Origin of the sequence: Glycomyces sp. MUSA5-2, from assembly GCF_037034145.1 — a bacterium.
Lineage (GTDB): Bacteria > Actinomycetota > Actinomycetes > Mycobacteriales > Micromonosporaceae > Glycomyces > Glycomyces artemisiae.
Map to the genome: position 1 here is coordinate 64,672 of NZ_JBAGKG010000010.1, position 16,829 is coordinate 81,500.

The window sequence follows — 16,829 nt, forward strand, 5'->3', positions numbered from 1 at the left end:
TCCCCGCGGCGGCCCTCCGTCTTCCGGGGGAGCGGTCGTCGCGGGCATCCGCCTGTCGTACGACGCGAAATTCGTTCGTTCTGCGGGTGTACGGGACAATGCGCGCCAATACGGTTGCGGCATGCGCAAACCACTCTCCATTGCGGGCGCTCTCGCGCTCAGTCTCATCGCCCTCCCCGCCTCCGCCAGTGCGGCGCCCTCCGGCTCCCTCGACGAGGCGCTGCTCGACCGGAAGCTCCAGCAGCTCTACGGCGCGGCGGACCACTCCATCACCGCCGAGGTGCGCCTCGGCGACGACGTCTGGTCCGAAGCCATGGGGCCCAGGAAGATCGACGGATCGGGCGGCGCCGTCGACGAGGACGACCGGGTCCGGATCGCCAGCCTCACCAAGTCGATGGTCGCGGCGGTGCTCCTCCAGCTCCAGTCCGAAGGCGAGGTCGACCTCGACGCGACGCTCGGCGACTACCTGCCGGGGCTCCTCCCGTACGAAAGCGAGCCGACCATCCGCCAGGTCATGCAGCACACCGGCGGCCTGGACGACTACTTCCTCCACCTCTACCCCTCGCTCGCGGAGAACGACATGAGCGACGTGTACGCGAACTACCGGAACGACTACGCGCCCGAGGAACTCATCGCGATGAGCACCGCCGACCCGCTGCTGTTCGAACCGGGCACCGACTTCTCCTACTCGAACACCGGCTACATGGCCCTGGGACTGCTCGTCGAGCACCTCACGCGCAGGGAGCTGCGCGAGGTCCTCGACGAGCGCGTCTTCGAACCGGCCGACCTGGACGACACCTACCTGCCCAAGGACGGCACCGCGGGCATCCGGGGCGCGAACCCGGTGCCGTACATGACGACCGGAGAGCCCGACGCGCCGTACTTCGACACCACGCGGCTCTCCAGCGACCAGCTGTGGGCGGCCGGAGGCGTGATCTCCACTATGGAGGACGTCAACGACTTCTACGACGCCCTCCTCGACGGCACGCTCCTGGACGGCGCGGAACTCGCCCAGATGACCGACTTCGTCGGCGGCGGCGAGGGCATGTACTACGGGCTGGGCCTGGTCGGCCTCAACCCGGGCTGCCCCGGCGACCCGGACGAGGTCTTCGTCGGCCACACCGGCGGCGGCCTGGGGCACCAGACGTACTCGTTCCACTCCGTCGACGGCGACACGCAGGCCACGTTCACCTGGAACATCGACGACCGCCACGCCGCCGCCGACCCCGACGAGCTGAACTGGGCGCTCGGCTCGCTCCTCATCGCCGGACTCTGCGGCGCCGACGCGGGCCCGATGCCGACCGGCGCCGACCAGCGGGTCCAAGCGCTGATCGCCGACCCCGTGCTCGAAGCGCCGACGCTCCTCAAGTAGCGTGCCGACCAGGCGGGCATACCGGGTATCCCCGGCGCGAGGGCGGCTCGACCACCATGGAATACTTCCGCCCATGCCCGAAGAGTCCCGAGCCCCGCGCCCGCTTCCACTGATCCTGGCGGTCGCCGCCGCCGGAGGCGTCGCGCTCGGGGCGGTGGACCTGATCGCGCAGCGCGAACTCCCGTACCCCTGGGCCAATCTCGCGAACTCCAGCGCGGTCTGGGCGGTCGGCGCGTTCGCCGTCGGCGCGTGGGTGCGCGCCGGCCGCTGGCGCCCGGCCGCCGCAGGCGTGGTGCTGCTGGTGGTGGCCGTCGAGGCCTACTACCTGGCCGCGACGCTCATCCAGCACGACGACCTCGCCAACCTGTGGGCGCCGACGTCGCTGGTGTGGATGGCGTTCGGCGTGCTGGCCGGGACCGTGTTCGGGACGTTCGGAGCCTGGTCGCGATCGGACACGCGCTGGCGCGCGCTCGCGGGGCTCGCCGCACTGGGGGCGGTGTTCTTCGCGGAGGCCGGGATGCTGCTGCGGCGGCTGCCGGGCACGGAGGCGCAGTACCGGGCCGACGACCTCGCGACGGCGGCCATCATGGCGTTGATCGGACTGGTCCTGATCGCGCTGCTGGGCCGGTCGTGGCGGCAGCGCGCGGCGGCGTCGGCGCTCGCGGTACCCCTTGCGGCCGTGGGCTTCGCAGGGTTCGCGATGGCGGGCTACGGCGGCTGAGCAGCGCCCTGGCGGGCGTAGCATGGCGCGCATGTTCGATCCGATCCTGGACGCTGACAACGAAATCGACCAGGTCGCGCGCACCTACGCCCGATTCGCGGCACGCGAAGCGGCGGGCGTCTCGCCCGTCTACGAGGACTGGGCCGGCGGCGTCGCCGCCGACGAGCCGGTTCGGGCGCTCATCGCCGCGCTGCCGGTCGCGAAGCGCCAGCCGAACCTGGTCTTCGCGGCCTCCCGCCGCGCCGGGGCCCCGGTCGGCCCGTACCGGCCCTGGCGCGAATGGCTGCTGGCGCACTGGGAATCGGTGCGGCCGATCGTCATGGCGCGGGCGACCCAGACCAACGAGGCGGCCCGCTGCGCGACCCTGCTCCCAATCCTGTCCCGGATCGAGGGACCCGTGGCACTCCTGGAGGTCGGCGCTTCAGCGGGGTTTTGCCTCCACCCCGACCGGTACTCCTACCGGTACACCGGCGACGCCCCGGCCGCGCTCGACCCCGACTCCGGCCCGAGCCCGGTGGTCCTCGAATGCGCCCTGTCCGGCACGCCCGCACCGTCCCGGCTCCCGGACGTGGTCTGGCGCGCCGGGATCGACCGCAACCCGCTCGACGCGACCGACCCGGACACCCGGTCCTGGCTGGAGACGCTGGTGTGGCCCGGGCAGGACGACCGGCGCGAGCGCATCGCGGCCGCCGCCCGCATCGCCGCCGCGGCACCAGCGCCGATCCGCACCGGCGACCTCAACGAGGCGCTGGCCGACGTCGCCGCGGACGCGCCTGCGGACGCGACCCTTGTCGTGTTCCACTCCGCGGTCCTCGTCTACCTGTCCGCCGCCGACCGCACCCGGTTCCGCGGCACCGTCGCTGATCTGGGCTGCACCTGGATCAGCAACGAGGGCGCCCACGTGTTCCCCGACATCGCAAGCCGACTGCCCGCCGACGCGGACGCCGGCGGGTCGTTCGTCCTCGCCGTCGACGGGGAACCGGTGGCACTGACCGGGCCGCACGGCCACACGTACCGCGGTCTCGGCCCGGAAGGCCGTTTACCGAGCGGTTGAGCGAGAGCGCCCGGGGACCGGCTCGGCGCCGTGCGGGCTACCGTCCGATCGGTGTGGCGCCCATGGCGATCGTGCCCGGGGCGGTGAGGTTGGAGGAGGAGACGGTCGCGACCGTCTGCCATGAGCCGTCGGCGCGGCGGATCGTGTACTTGACGGACTGGCCTCCGTCGGCGTCGAGGTTGACGATGCCGACCTGCATCTCGCCGCCGACGTTGGCGGCGGCGACGTCGAAGGGGCGGTACTGGCTGAGCACCGTGGCCCGCCTGAACTGCTGCCACGTGGCGTCGGCCCGGCGGACGGCGTGGTAGACCTCGCCGGAGCCGTTCAGCGCGACGACGTGGAGCTGCGAGCCGATGCCCGCCAGCGCGACGCGATTGACGTAGCCGATGTCGCCCGCCGAGGTCTCGATGTTGCCCCAGCCGGTCCAGGTGCCGTCCGATCTGCGGATGGCGTGGCGCAGGACGCCGCCCGACACGACGGCGGTGTCGATGGTGGTGCCGACGCGGGTCGTGGCGATCTGGGAGATGGTCCCGAAGGTGCGGAGCGTCGACCAGCGGGGGAGCCAGGTGCCGTCCGCGGCGCGGACGGTGTGCTGGAGGGCGGTGCCGCCTTCGGAGGCGCCGAAGACGTGCAGTTCGCCGTTGAGCGCGGCGGCCGCGACGTGGACGGCGCCGGTGGCGGGGCCCGCCTGCGAGGGGATCGGCGTGAACTCGGTCCACGAGCCGTCAGCGCCGTGCCGGACCGCGTGGTCGGGGGTGCCGCTGTTGAGCGCGGCGACGACGTGGAGATCCGGGCCCAGGCCGGTGCAGGAGACGCGGTAGAGGGTGCCGGCGGCGGTGGGGACGTCGTCCCAGGTCGGCCCCATCGAGCCGTCGCCGCGCCGCCTCCGGTGCCTGAGTTCGCCGTTCGCCTGGCCCACAAGGAAGTGCGAGTCCCAGTCGGCGGGGGCGGCCGCGGCCGCGGCGGTGGCGAGCGCGCCCAGGCCGGCGCCGGCCAGGGCGGCGGCGGGGACGGCGAGGACGGTGCGGTGGAACAGGCGGCGGTCGAACGCGGTCACGTGCGGCTCCTGGGGCTGCGGGAAGTGGTTGCGAGCCCCATTCTGGTGCGGTCGGGCGGAGCCGTCGAGGCGATCGACCGGCGGGACGGCGGCAGACCCCGGCTCAGTCGATGCGGCGCAGGCGGATCACGGTGCTGGCCGGGTCGGCTTCGCTCAGGCCGAGGTCGAGGCCGTGCTCGGCGAGGACGGCGCCGTGGCGGACGCGGCCGGTCGCCTCGTCGCGGTAGCGGGCGCCGTGGTCGAGGCCGTGCAGCGGCAGGAGCGGGTCCGGGTAGCCGAAGCGGCGTTCGAGCCGCCAGGCGACGACGGCCGTGTCGGCGCCGCGGTTGAACTGGACGCCTTGCACGGTCCCCGCGCGCAGCGGGTACCGGCGTCCGAGTTGGACGGTCTCGCGCACCCGCTTGTACTCGGCCACCAGGGCCTCCGCGCGCGACAGGTCGCGCTCGGTCCAGCGGCGCAGGTCGCCGCCGACGGCGAGCGCGCCCGTCATGGCGATGTGGAAGCGCAGGTCGAGCGGGGCGGCGCGGCGGGTGAAGGGGTTCGGGGAGTCGGTGACCCAGGCGCCCATGACCTGCGCGGGGTAGAGCTGGGCGAAGCCCTCCTGGATCGCGATGCGGTCGATCGCGTCGGTGTTGTCGGAGGTCCAGACCTGGTCGGTCCGGGCGAGGACGCCGAGGTCGGCGCGTCCGCCGCCGGAGGCGCACGTCTCGATGCGCACGCGCGGGTGGTCGGCGCGGAGCCGGTCGAGGACGGCGTAGTACCCGCGGGTGTGCTCGATCCACAGGCGGTCGCCGTGCTCGGCGCCGGGCCAGCCGGCCTCGGTGAAGGGCCGGTTCATGTCCCATTTGACGAAGTCGACGCCGTGGTCGCGCAGGAGCCGGTCGAGCCACTCGTGGGCCCACTCGCGCACGTCGTCGCGGGCGAAGTTGAGCACGAGCTGCTGGCGCGTCTCGGAGCGCCGCCGGTGCGGGCGGTGGTAGACCCAGTCCGGGTGGGCCCGGTAGAGGTCGGAGTCGGGGTTGACCATCTCGGGTTCCACCCAGATCCCGAAGCCCATGCCGAGGCCGTGGACGTGGTCGATGAGCGGGGCGAGGCCGTCGGGGAACCGGTCGGGGTTCGGGGTCCAGTCGCCGAGCCCGGCCCGGTCGTCGACGCGCGCGCCGAACCAGCCGTCGTCCATGACGAACAGCTCGCAGCCGAGGGCGGCGGCGCGTTCGGCGAGCTTCATCTGGGATCCGGCGGACACGTCGAATCCGGTGGCCTCCCAGGAGTTGTAGAGGACGGGGCGGACCTCGCCGGGGTGGGCGAGCACGTGGCCGCGGACGTAGTCGTGCCAGGCGGCGGCGCCCGCGGAGAACCCGCCGTCGGTGCACAGGCCCGCCGAGGCGGGGGTCTCCAGGGTCTCGCCTGGTGCGAGCGCGAACGCGACCGGGTCGTGCCCGAAGCCGATCGAGACCGAGACGCGGTCGTCGGTGCTCCGCTCGGCGGTCATGCGCCAGGTGCCGCTCCAGGCCAGCGCGACCGACCACACGCGGCCGGAGTATTCGCCCGCGGTGCCGTCGTCGAGCGCCAGCCACGGGTTCGACTGGTGGCCGGTGATCCCGCGCCGGGAGCCGATCAGCGTCTCGCCGTAGGGCAGTCGGGTCCTGGTGAGCTGGAACTCGGCGCCCCAGGAGCCGTGGAGCTGGCTGAGGCGGTAGTCGTCGAGGCGCGGCAGGACCCAGGTGGCGGAGTCGGCGCGGACGATCTCGACCGGGTCGTCGCCGCGGTTGCGGAGCACGACCCGCCGCTCGATCACGTCGGTGTCGGGGAAGGTCCGGTACACGGTGCGCACGTCGAGCGGGTAGTGGCGGTCCTCGAACCCCAGGGCGAGCTCGTCGCCGTCGCGGTGGGCGCCGGTGAACCGGAGTTCGAGTTCGGTTGTGCCGTCGGCGAAGCGCACTTGCAGGCCGGTCTGCCCGTAGCGGAACGCGGCGGCGGGGTTGAGGTCGAGCCGGGCGTCGAGGCCGTCGAAGACCGGCCTGGCGCGGGGGGCGTGGAGGCCGGGCAGGTCGGCGGCCTGCTCGCGGTTGAGGCGCCTGCCCCAGTGGAGCCCGTGGAGCCGGTCGTCGTCGTCGAGGGCCAGGACGTAGGTGGTGTTCGGGGTGTCGATGAGCCAGGTCCGGTCGTCGGCGTGCGGCATGGTCGGGCCTTTCGGGTGGTGGCGGAACGCCGCGCCGCCGCGGTGCGCGGCGTCGCGGCGGGGTCGGTCGCGGGCGGGGGAGGGGAGTGGCCGCCGGTCCTCACTCCGTCCTGTTCCGGGGCGGAGCGGAGGTCTCGCGGACGATGAGCTCGGGCTGCCGCCAGGTCGGCCGGGGCCGCGGGGCGCCGTCGAGTTTGGAGCGCAGCAGCTCGAAGGCGCCCCGTCCCAGGCCGCGGAAGTCGAGGCCCACGGTGGTGAGCGCGGGGACCTGGAACGCGGCGTACGGGCAGTCGTCGAAGCCGACGACGCTCAGGTCGCCGGGGACGGCGCGCCCGGCGATGTGCGCGGCGCGGACCGCGCCGACGGCGAGGTCGTCGTTCCCGCAGAGGATCGCGGTCACGTCCGGGTCCTCCAGGAGTCCGATGGCGGCGTGGTAGGCCGAGGCGGTGGACCAGTCGCACGCGGCGGGGGGCGGCACGGGCCGGCCCGCGTCGCGGAGCGCCTGCTCCCAGCCGAGGCGGCGCGGGGCCTTCGACGGGATCGCGAGATAGTGGACGGTCGCGTGCCCGAGGTCGAGGAGGTGGCGGGTGGCGCGGGCGGCGACGGCCCGGTCGTCGAGGGCGACCAGCCAGTCGGCGGCCTCGGTCTCGTCGGCCAGGTCGCCGCCGCCGGTGGCGACGGTGGTCGAGGGCTGGGCGGCGCGCAGGGCGCGCATGGCGCGGGTCGTGGTCGCGTCGTGCGCGATGACGATCGCGGGCGAGCCGAGGTGCGGGAGTCGGGCCAGCACGTCGCCGTCGGCGTAGGGCTGGTCGGGGTTCATCACCGAGACGGACACGGTGTGCCCGGCGGCGCGGGCGGCGTCCTCGATGCCGCTCAGGGTCTCCGAGGCGCCGTAGAGGGAGGTGTCGGTGGTCAGCACGGTCACCTCCCTGGCGGTGCCGCCCGCGAGGGCGCGGGCGAGCCGGTTGGGCCGGAAGCCCAGTTCCTCGATGGCCGCCTGGACTTTCCGGCGCGTCGCCGCCGCCACCAGCGGGGAGTCGTTGATGACGCGGGAGACGGTCTGGTGCGACACGCCTGCGTGCCTGGCGACGTCGACGATGTTGACGCGTCGGGGCCTGTCCGTGCTCATGCGGCTCGCTTCCTGGGTTCGGGGCTGCTATTCGTTGGCGATGGCGACGACCGCGTCGGCGGCGGCCTGCGCGTCCTTGTCGCCCAGCCAGACCTGATTGAACTCGTCGAGCGCCGCGGTGGAGAACGCGGCGTCGTCGAGCGAGAGCGGATACCCGGTGGTGGTGCCCTCGGCGGCGGTCTGGAATCCGGAGACGTCGACGCCCTGCCCGGCCCAGTAGTCGGCGAACCGGCCGTTGAGGCCGGCGACGCCGGGCCAGACGGACCCCAGGTCGGCGGCGATGGCCTGGGCCTCTTCGGAACCGAGGAACTTCACGAACTCCCAGGCCTCGTCGGGGTGCTCGGTCCCGGCGTAGACCGCATTGGACAGGCCGTTGATGACGGTGCCGGAGCCGGCGGGGCCGGAGGGGTTGTCGGCGACCGCCCAGGTGCCCGGTTCGAGGCCGTCGCGGTAGACGCCGAGGGTCCAGGAGCCGTCGAGGGCCGTCGCGGCCGCGCCCGCGGTGACCTGCTCGGAGGCGAGGCTTCCGTTGGGCTGGTTGGTGACCTCCGCCGGGACGGCGACCCCCCAGCGGTTGTAGAGGTCGGCGGTGAACTCGATGGCCTCGACGCATTCGGGCGCGTCGATGGCGTAGTCGCCCCACGGCTCGGTCTGGAGGTCGCAGCCGTTCTGGACGGCGTAGTTCCACCAGTCGGTCTGGCCGGTGGAGGAGGCCATCGCGGTGCCGTACTGGACCACGTTCCCGGGGTCGAAGTCGGGGGAGAGGGCGTTGTCGCCGTCCGCGTCGACGGTGAGCTTCTGCAGGAACTCGACGTAGGTGCCGCCGTCGTCGGGGTTCCATTCGAGGCCGTCGAGTTCGGACGGGTCGATGCCGGCGGCTTCGAGCGCGTCGAGGCGGTAGACCATCGCGATGGAGTCCCAGTCCTTGGGGAGGCCGTACTGGTCGCCTTCGAACTGCCAGGAGGCGTAGAGGTCCTCGGGGTAGACCGAGGCGTCGAGGCCGTCCTCCTCGATGCGGTCGGTGAGCGGCAGCAGCACGCCCGAGGAGGCGTAGGCGGGGAAGCGGGAGACGTGGTTCCAGAACACGTCGGGCGCGGACTCGCCCGCGAACTGGCTGTCGAGGCCGGGCCAGTACTCGTCCCAGGGGGTCTGTTCGAGTTCGATCCGGATGTCGGGGTGGTCCTCGTTGAAGGCGTCGATCATCGCCTCCAGCGCGGGGCGCTGCGGGTCGTCCCAGAAGGCGTAGCGGAGGGTGACGGTGCCGTCGTCCCCGCCGCCGCAGGCGGCGAGGGCCAGCGGTGCGGCGAGGGCGAGCGCGGCCGCGGTGCGAAGCCGGGTCATGCGGACGTCTCCTTTCGGGAGGGGTTCACTTCATGCCGCTCAAGGCGATCGAGCGGACGATGTGGCGCTGGAACGCCAGGAAGACGGCGACCAGCGGGAGGAGCGCCATCGCCGAGGCGGCGAGGACGAGGTGGTACTGCTGGTTGAACTGGCCCTGCATCTGGGCGATGCCGCGGGTGATGACGCGGGTGGCCTCGGAGTGGGTGATGATGAGCGGCCAGAGCAGGTTGTTCCAGGTGTTGACGAAGGCGACGATCGCGAGCGTGCCGAGGACGGGCCGGGACATGGGCACGACGACGCGCCACAGGACCGTGCCGGTGCCAGCGCCGTCGATGCGGGCGGCCTGCTCGATCGATTCGGGGATGGTCTTGAAGTACTGGCGCAGCAGGAACACGCTGTATGGCATGAGGAACCCGAACACGAACGGCAGGATCAGCCCGACGTGGGTGTCGACGAGCCCGAGCTCGCGCACGATCACGAAGGTGGGCACGAGGGTCACGATCTGCGGCACCATCATCGTCCCGATGTAGGCCCAGAACAGGGCGTCGCGGCCGGGGAAGCGCAGCCGGGCGAAGGCGTAGGCGGCGAGGGTGGCGACGACGAGCTGGCAGGCGGTCACGGCGACGGCGACGAGAAGTGAGTTCGCGGCGAACAGCGCGAAGTCGTAGCGGCTCCAGACCTCGGCGAAGTTCGCGAGGACCGGGTTGCGCGGCGGCAGCCAGGGGTCGGAGGTGAGGATCTCCTGCCCGGACTTGAACGCGGCGCTCGCGGTGAGCAGGTAGGGGCCGACGGAGACGACGGCGCCCGCGGTCAGCACGGCGTAGAGGAGGATTCGCTTCACGGTGGCGCCTCCTAACTGAAGTCGTAGACGGTGCGTTTGCGGAACAGGAGTACCTGGAGCAGGGTGATCGCGGCGATGACCGCGAACAGGACCACGGCGAGCATGGAGCCGTATCCGGCGCTGCGCTGCGTGAAGGACTCCAGGTAGATCTGGTAGTTCAGGGTGGCGGTGGATCCGGCGGGGCCGCCCGCGGTCATGACGTGGATGGTGTCGAAGACCTGGAACGAGCCGATGACGCTGGTGACGAGGACGAACAGCATGGCAGGGCGCAGCAGCGGCAGGGTGATCGCGAAAAAACGGTGGGTCCGCGAGGCGCCGTCGACGTCGGCCGCCTCGTAGAGCTCGGCGGGGATCGCCTGGAGTCCGGCGAGGAAGAACAGCATGGTGTAGCCGGTGTACTGCCAGACGTTCACTGAGGCGACGACCGGCATGGCCCAGGCGGTGTCGTTGAGCCAGGAGGCGCCGTCGACGCCGAAGAGGCCGAGGAAGCGGTTGAGGCCGCCGTTGACGGGGTCGAAGACCCAGCGCCAGATGACGCCGAGCGCGACGGGCATGGCCATCCACGGCAGGACGTAGACGACGCGGAAGGCGTTGCGGCCCTTGATCTTCGAGTTCAGCGCCAGGGCGAGGAGCAGGGCCAGGACGGTCTGGGCGGGGATGTTGAGCAGCACGTAGTAGAACGTGTTGCCGATGGACTGGAGCGCGCGGTCGTCCCCGGCGAGGTCGCGGTAGTTCCGGAGGCCCACGAACTCGGGGTCGGTGAGGAAGTTCCATTCGAAGAGGCTCAGGACGAGCACCGCGAGGATCGGCAGGACCAGGAAGACGGCGAAGCCCACGAGGCTCGGCGCGAGCAGCGCGTAGGCGGTCGCGGCGCCGCGGCGGCGCCTCCTGCGGGCGCTCACAGGCGGTGCGGCGGTGTCGGTCCGGCGTTCCGCCACTGGCGCCTCCCATCTGCGGATTACATCAACGAAGTGACAAGATTGAATGTTAGGGCTCACAAACGGGCGCGTCAAGGCCGCCTTGACCAGGCATCGATTGCCATCTATTCTTCCGGGTACGGGCCCTCGTGATCCCCGTTGACGGCCCCGACTCCGCAGGTCCGAACGAACCGACAGGTCAACCCGGCATCGGTCGCGTCCGGCCACTCCTCCGACCATCGACGACCATGGAGCTCCAATGGCATTGAGAACGCTCACAAAACGAGGTCGAGCCGCACTCCTCAGCGTGCTCGCGCTCGCCCTGACCTTCGGATTCCAGATCCTCGCGCCGAGCGCGGGCCAGGCGCAGACCTCCCTCCAGGTCAACCTCGCCGCCGACGCCGGCCCCTCGAACGGGGTCGGGCTCGGGTTCCTCTACGGCGTGACCGGGGACGGCTCCCAGCCCTCCGACGCGCTCCTGGAACCGCTGCGCATGAACGCCTTCCGCGCCGGCGGCCACATGACCCGCGGCTGGATCGAGGACGGCTACCGGTACGGGAGCGCCACGCAGACGATCCTCGACTCGATCACCGCTCAGGCCGAGCGGTTCACCGCCGACCCGTACAACGCGCAGTACCAGGCGATCCTCAGCGACATGTACGGCGCCTACGGCGGCCAGGGCGCGGGCACGCTGTACCCGTGCGACAACGGGGACTGCTCGAACTGGCGCACCTTCGTCCGCACCGTCGTCGCCGAGCTGCGCGACACCGGGCTCCCGATCGCCTACGACATCTGGAACGAGCCCGACATCTCGATCTTCTGGGAGCGCCCCGTCAACGGCACCCAGTACTTCCAGATGTGGGACAGCGCGGTCCAGGAGATCCGCGCCACCGACCCCGACGCCGTCATCGTCGGCCCCTCCTTCGCGTACACGCCCGACCGGCGCCCCGACCAGTGGAACACCTGGCTCCGGCACACCAGGGACGCCGGGACCCTCCCCGACATGATCACCAACCACACGCTCGGGAACATCGACGACCCCGTCGAGGTCGGCGACGACACCCTCGCCGCGCTCTCGGCCAACGGGATCGCCCCGCTGCCCCTGTCGGCCAACGAGTACCAGCCGCAGAACATGCAGACCGCCAACGTCACCGCCTGGTACCTGGCGCGGTTCGCGCAGTCGGACTACGACAACGCGATGCGCGGCAACTGGGTCTGCTGCCTGACGCCCAACCTCACCGGCCTGCTCACCCAGTCCGGCGGCACCTGGCAGCCGACCGGGAACTACTGGGTGATGCGCGCCTACGCCGACATGACCGGCACCCTCGTGCAGACCTCCGGGCAGGTCGGCGGGACCGCGATCTCCGCCGCGAAGGACCAGGCGAACGGGCGGGCGGTCGCCGTCATCGGGAACATCAACGGCTACACCGGGCCGGCGAACGTCAACGTCACCGGGCTGTCGGCCGTGCCGTGGCTGACCGGCGGCGGCAGCGTCCACGTCACCGTCCAGCGCATCCCCGAGCAGGCCCCGCTGGGGTCGCCGCTGGTGGTGTACAGCCAGGACGTGAGCGCCTCCAGCGGCTCGGTCTCGGTCCCGCTGACCTTCCAGAACTCCGGCGACGCCTTCGCGGTGTACCTGACGCCGGCGGACGGCACCGGCAGCGACGCCGGGCAGCTGCGCGGCACCGCCTCCGGGCGCTGCCTCGACGTGCCGAACAGCACCGCCACCGCGGGCACGCAGGTGCAGATCTGGGACTGCCACTCCGCGTCCAACCAGCAGTGGACGTACTCGGGCGGCCAGCTCAGCGTCTACAGCGGCGACTCGCGCCGCTGCCTCGACGCCTACGAGAACGGGACCAGTCCGGGAACGCAGGCGATCATCTGGCCCTGCCACGGCGGGACGAACCAGCAGTGGACGCTCGGGAGCGACGGGACCGTCAGGTCGGTCCAGTCCGGCCTGTGCCTCGACGTGTCGGGCGCGGCGACCGCGAACGGCTCGAAAGTGGTGCTGTGGACCTGCCACGGCGGCGCCAACCAGCGCTGGACCCTGATGTAGACCGGTGAGCGGCCCGGCCCGCGCCGGGGCCGGGCCGCTTCCGTCGGCGCCGCGGGTTGATCCGATGATTTCCCCGGCGCGGCGCCGCCGAAGCCGATCCTTACGGTGAAATATCGACATACTTGACTTGATAGATCCAACCTTTATAGACTGTCGCCAATGTTCGCCGCCGCGCTCGCGGCCACCCCCCGGAGGAACGACATGGCAGCGTCCACCGAACCCGGCGGCCGCGCGCGCCGCCGCACCGTCATCGGCGGCGGCCTCGCCGCGATCGGGAGCGCCTCCCTCCCGCTCGCGGCCGAACCGGCAGCGGCCCAGCAGGAGACGGCTGCCGACGGCCTCGACGCGGCCGCCTGGACCGACCCGCCCAACGGCTATCCCGAGTGGAACAACAACATCGGGATCTTCCAGGTCGGCGCCGAGCCCGCCCACGCCACGTTCACGCCCTACGCCGACCTCGCGCAGGCCCTCGCGGCCGACCGCACCGACTCGCCGTACCGGCTCGGCCTCGACGGCGACTGGCGGTTCCAGCACGCCGACCGCCCCGCCGACCGCGACCTCGACTTCTACCGGACCGACCTCGACGACAGCGGCTGGGACACCATGCCGGTGCCCGCCAACTGGCAGCCCGAGGGCTACGACTTCCCCATCTACCTCAACTTCACCTACCCCTGGTGGGGCGCCAACGGCCAGAACGAGAACGCCCAGCCCCCCTTCGCGCCCACCCGGTTCAACCCCGTGGGCCAGTACCGCCGCTCCTTCGACCTGCCGTCCGCCTGGCAGGGACGGCGCGTCCACCTCCACTTCGAAGGCGTCAAGTCCGGCTTCTACCTGTGGGTCAACGGCACCAAGGTCGGCTACCGCGAAGGCTCCTACACGCCGTCCGAATTCGACATCACCGACCACGTGCGCTCCGGCGCCAACCTGATCGCCGTCGAGGTCTACCGCTTCCCCGACGGCGACTGGCTCGAAGACCAGGACATGATCCGCCTCTCCGGCATCTTCCGGCCCGTCTTCCTCTACTCGCTCCCCGCGGTCCACCTGCGCGACTTCAAGATCGACACCCCGCTGCGGGACAACTACACCAACGCCGACCTCGCCGTCGCGGTCGCCGTCCGCAACCGCGGCGCCCAGCAGACCGCGACCTACACGGTCGAGACCCAGCTCTACGACGCGGGCGGCCAGCCCGTCTGGTCCGCGCCGCTCCAGACCCAGGTCGCCATCGGCTCCGTCCAACCGGGACAGGACGCGACCGGCAAGGGCACCAAAGCCGTTCAGGGCCCGCGGCTCTGGTCCGCCGAGCACCCCAACCTCTACACCGCCGTCCTGCGCCTGCGCGACCCCTCCGGCGCCGTCACCCAGACCGTCTCCGCGCGCGTCGGCTTCCGCGAGTTCGCCATCCGCGACGGCCTCATGCGCATCAACGGCAGACCGGTCTCCCTGCGCGGCGTCAACCGCCACGAGATGGACCCCGACCACGCCGCCGCGCTCACCCGCGAGGACATGATCCGCGACATCGCGGTCATGAAGCGGCTCAACATCAACGCGATGCGCACCTCCCACTACCCCAACCACCCCGACTGGTACGACCTCGCCGACGAGTACGGCATGTACGTCATGGACGAGGCCAACCTCGAAACCCACGGCGTCCGCGACAACTACCCCGCCTCGAACGCCGCCTGGACCGCCGCCGTCGTCGACCGGGCCGCCCAGATGGTCCACCGCGACAAGAACCACCCCTCGGTCGTCATGTGGTCCTTGGGCAACGAAGCCGGCGGCGGCTCCAACTTCGTCGCCATGCGCGACTGGATCAAGGCCGCCGACCCGACCCGCATCGTCCAGTACGAAGGCGACAACCGGCCCGCCGTCAGCGACATCCGCTCGCAGATGTACAACACCGCCGCGGGCATCCGCGACCGCGCCCTCGACACCGGCGACACCCGGCCCTACATCCTCGTCGAGTACTCGCACGCGATGGGCAACTCCAACGGCGGCTTCAAGGAGTACTGGGACGTCATCCGCCAGTACCCCGTCCTGCAAGGCGGGTACATCTGGGACTTCACCGACCAGGGCCTGCGCTGGCCGATCCCGCTCGGCGGCGGGGCGACCTACCTCGCCTACGGCGGCGACTGGGGCGACAGCCCCAACGACGGCAACTTCTGCGCCAACGGCATCGTCTCCGCCGAACGCGAGCCCGCGGGCAAGGCCGCCGAGGTCAAGCGCGTCTACCAGGCGCTCAACACGACCGCGGGCACCGACCTCGCCGCCGGGGACGTGCGGATCACCAACGAGTTCGCCTTCACCAACGCGAACGAGTTCGACGGCAAGTGGAAGCTGGTCGCCGACGGTGAGACGGTGCAGAGCGGCGGCCTCACCGCCGCGCAGCTCGACATCGCCCCGCTCACGAGCAAGGCGATCCGCGTGCCGGTCCAGCGCCCCGCCTCGCCCGCGCCCGGCGCGGAGTACTTCCTCGAACTCTCGTTCACCCTCAAGGCCGCGACCGTCTGGGCCGACGCCGGACACGAAGTGGCAGCCCAGCAGCTCGCGGTCGACTTCGACAGCCCGCCCGTCGTCCCCGTCCCGATCACGGAGGTGCCGACGCTCGCGGACACCGAAGCGAGCGACCGGATCACCGTCACCGGCACCGGTTTCAGCGTCACCGTCTCCAAGGCCACCGGGGAGATCACCGCGTACGAGGCGATGGGCATGCGGCTGGTCGACTCCGGCCCCGTCCCGAACTTCTGGCGCGCGCCCACCGACAACGACCGCGGCAACGGCCACCCGAGCCGCAACGGCACCTGGCGGACCGCGGGACGCGACAGGACGGTCACCGGCGTCACTGTCGCCCGGCCCTCCGACCGGTCCCGCCAGATCACCGTGCGGGGCACCCTGCCGACGAGCACGCAGTCCACGTACACGACGACGTACACCGTCTACGGCAACGGTGAGATCAAAGTGGACTTCACGCTCCATCCGGGAGCGTCGAGCCTGCCCTACATCCCCGAGGTCGGCACGATGCTGTTCCTGCCCTCTTCGCTGGAGCGGATGCACTACTACGGCCGCGGGCCGGAGGAGAACCACTGGGACCGGCACACCGGGACCGACGTCGGCGTCTACTCTTCCACCGTGGCCGAGCAGTGGACGGGCTACATCCGCCCGCAGGAGAACGGCAACAAGACCGACGTCCGCTGGGTCGCCCTCGTCGACGGCAGCGGCCGCGGCCTCCTCGCCGCCGGCGAACCGCTGCTCGAAGTCAACGCCTCCCACTTCACGCCGGAGGACCTCTCTGGGGGTGCCCGCCACGACTACCAGCTCACCCCGCGCCAGGAAGTGGTGCTGCGCCTGAACCACCGGCAGACGGGCGTCGGCGGCGACAACAGCTGGGGCGCGCAGCCGCTCGACCAGTACAAGCTGTTCGCCAATCGCGACTACACCTACACCTACCGGCTCAGGCCGCTGCCCGCCGTCGACCAGGCGACGGCGCTCTCCCGCCGCCCCACCGAGACCGGCGGCGTCAGCGGGCCGGTGCAGCCGGGCGTGTACTACCGCCTGTCGCCCCAGCACAGCGGCAAGGCCGCCGACATCAGCGGCGCCTCCACCGCCGCCGGGGCCGCACTCGTGCAGTGGACGCCCAACAACGGCGCCAACCAGCAGTTCGACTTCGTCGACGCCGGAAGCGGCTACTGGCGCATCCGCGCCCGCCACTCCGGCCTGGTCCTCCAAGTCGCAGGGACCGGCACCGGCGCGGACATCACCCAGCAGCCCTCCTCCGGCGCGACCACCCAGCAGTGGCAGGTGACCGACCACGGCGGCGGCACCGTCAGCCTCGTCAACCGCGCCAGCGGCCTGGCCATGGACGTCTGGAGCCAGTCCACCGCCGACGGCGCCCGCATCTCCCAATGGACCTACACCGGCGCCGCCAACCAGCGCTTCAACCTCCAACGCACCTGACCTGCTCATCCGACAGTGAAAAACGACCAGCAGACGGTGAACCTGGACCTTCCGAGACCCGTGGTCCGCGCCTAGCCTCGACACGGCCACGATCCACCTGATCACTGTCGGCGCTGTCGGCGTGACTCCTCGAAAGGAACCCCGGCCATGACTGGAACGCACCGCTTGAGCACACCCGTCGTACCTTCCACCGGAACATTCCGTCCCC

11 protein-coding genes are annotated in these 16,829 nt (G+C 71.7%); 5 read left to right on the top strand and 6 right to left on the bottom strand.

Going from position 1 to position 16,829, the window contains the following annotated elements; genetic code table 11:
- Positions 1-121 precede the first annotated feature (121 nt).
- The 3 genes from WA640_RS24465 (at position 122) to WA640_RS24475 (ending at position 3,147) form a co-directional block, all read left to right on the top strand.
- Complete coding sequence (locus tag WA640_RS24465) at positions 122-1,372, top strand: serine hydrolase domain-containing protein (RefSeq protein ID WP_335991283.1); 1,251 nt, start codon at positions 122-124, stop codon at positions 1,370-1,372.
- A gap of 73 nt (positions 1,373-1,445) precedes the next feature.
- The gene (locus WA640_RS24470) at positions 1,446-2,093 is read left to right on the top strand and encodes a DUF6518 family protein (RefSeq protein ID WP_335991285.1); all 648 of its coding nucleotides are present in this window, start codon (positions 1,446-1,448) and stop codon (positions 2,091-2,093) included.
- A 31-nt stretch (positions 2,094-2,124) separates the two neighbouring features.
- Positions 2,125-3,147, top strand: coding sequence for a DUF2332 domain-containing protein (locus tag WA640_RS24475; RefSeq protein ID WP_335991286.1), 1,023 nt, complete (start codon positions 2,125-2,127; stop codon positions 3,145-3,147).
- 37 nt (positions 3,148-3,184) lie between these two features.
- On the opposite strand, the gene WA640_RS24480 is transcribed toward WA640_RS24475, so the two are convergent.
- From WA640_RS24480 to WA640_RS24505, 6 genes are all read right to left on the bottom strand, one after another.
- Positions 3,185-4,204 carry a hypothetical protein gene (locus tag WA640_RS24480; RefSeq protein WP_335991287.1) on the bottom strand — a complete coding sequence of 340 codons (1,020 nt, stop codon included), beginning with the start codon at positions 4,202-4,204 and terminating at the stop codon, positions 3,185-3,187.
- Between the two features lie 103 nt (positions 4,205-4,307).
- On the bottom strand, positions 4,308-6,386 hold the full coding sequence (locus WA640_RS24485) for an alpha-galactosidase (RefSeq protein ID WP_335991289.1): 2,079 nt from the start codon (positions 6,384-6,386) through the stop codon (positions 4,308-4,310).
- Positions 6,387-6,486: 100 nt separating this feature from the next.
- Entirely contained in the window at positions 6,487-7,515 is a 1,029-nt protein-coding gene (locus tag WA640_RS24490; protein ID WP_335991291.1) for a LacI family DNA-binding transcriptional regulator, read from the bottom strand.
- 27 nt (positions 7,516-7,542) lie between these two features.
- The gene (locus WA640_RS24495; protein ID WP_335991292.1) at positions 7,543-8,856 is read right to left on the bottom strand and encodes an ABC transporter substrate-binding protein; all 1,314 of its coding nucleotides are present in this window, start codon (positions 8,854-8,856) and stop codon (positions 7,543-7,545) included.
- 25 nt (positions 8,857-8,881) lie between these two features.
- Positions 8,882-9,697, bottom strand: coding sequence for a carbohydrate ABC transporter permease (locus tag WA640_RS24500; protein WP_106364729.1), 816 nt, complete (start codon positions 9,695-9,697; stop codon positions 8,882-8,884).
- An 11-nt stretch (positions 9,698-9,708) separates the two neighbouring features.
- On the bottom strand, positions 9,709-10,635 hold the full coding sequence (locus WA640_RS24505) for a carbohydrate ABC transporter permease (RefSeq protein ID WP_335991295.1): 927 nt from the start codon (positions 10,633-10,635) through the stop codon (positions 9,709-9,711).
- Between the two features lie 238 nt (positions 10,636-10,873).
- Here WA640_RS24505 and WA640_RS24510 point away from each other — a divergent pair, with 238 nt between their 5' ends.
- A complete protein-coding gene (locus WA640_RS24510) occupies positions 10,874-12,670 on the top strand; it encodes a ricin-type beta-trefoil lectin domain protein (protein WP_335991296.1) in 1,797 nt (598 codons plus the stop codon).
- 201 nt (positions 12,671-12,871) lie between these two features.
- A complete protein-coding gene (locus tag WA640_RS24515; protein ID WP_335991297.1) occupies positions 12,872-16,621 on the top strand; it encodes a glycoside hydrolase family 2 TIM barrel-domain containing protein in 3,750 nt (1,249 codons plus the stop codon).
- Positions 16,622-16,829: the final 208 nt, after the last annotated feature.

Coding starts and splice junctions, on each gene's coding strand:
- WA640_RS24465 (WP_335991283.1), top strand. CDS start 122: ATGCGCAAACCACTCTCCATTGCGGGCGCTCTCGCGCTCAGTCTCATC.
- WA640_RS24470 (WP_335991285.1), top strand. CDS start 1,446: ATGCCCGAAGAGTCCCGAGCCCCGCGCCCGCTTCCACTGATCCTGGCG.
- WA640_RS24475 (WP_335991286.1), top strand. CDS start 2,125: ATGTTCGATCCGATCCTGGACGCTGACAACGAAATCGACCAGGTCGCG.
- WA640_RS24485 (WP_335991289.1), bottom strand. CDS start 6,386: ATGCCGCACGCCGACGACCGGACCTGGCTCATCGACACCCCGAACACC.
- WA640_RS24490 (WP_335991291.1), bottom strand. CDS start 7,515: ATGAGCACGGACAGGCCCCGACGCGTCAACATCGTCGACGTCGCCAGG.
- WA640_RS24495 (WP_335991292.1), bottom strand. CDS start 8,856: ATGACCCGGCTTCGCACCGCGGCCGCGCTCGCCCTCGCCGCACCGCTG.
- WA640_RS24510 (WP_335991296.1), top strand. CDS start 10,874: ATGGCATTGAGAACGCTCACAAAACGAGGTCGAGCCGCACTCCTCAGC.
- WA640_RS24515 (WP_335991297.1), top strand. CDS start 12,872: ATGGCAGCGTCCACCGAACCCGGCGGCCGCGCGCGCCGCCGCACCGTC.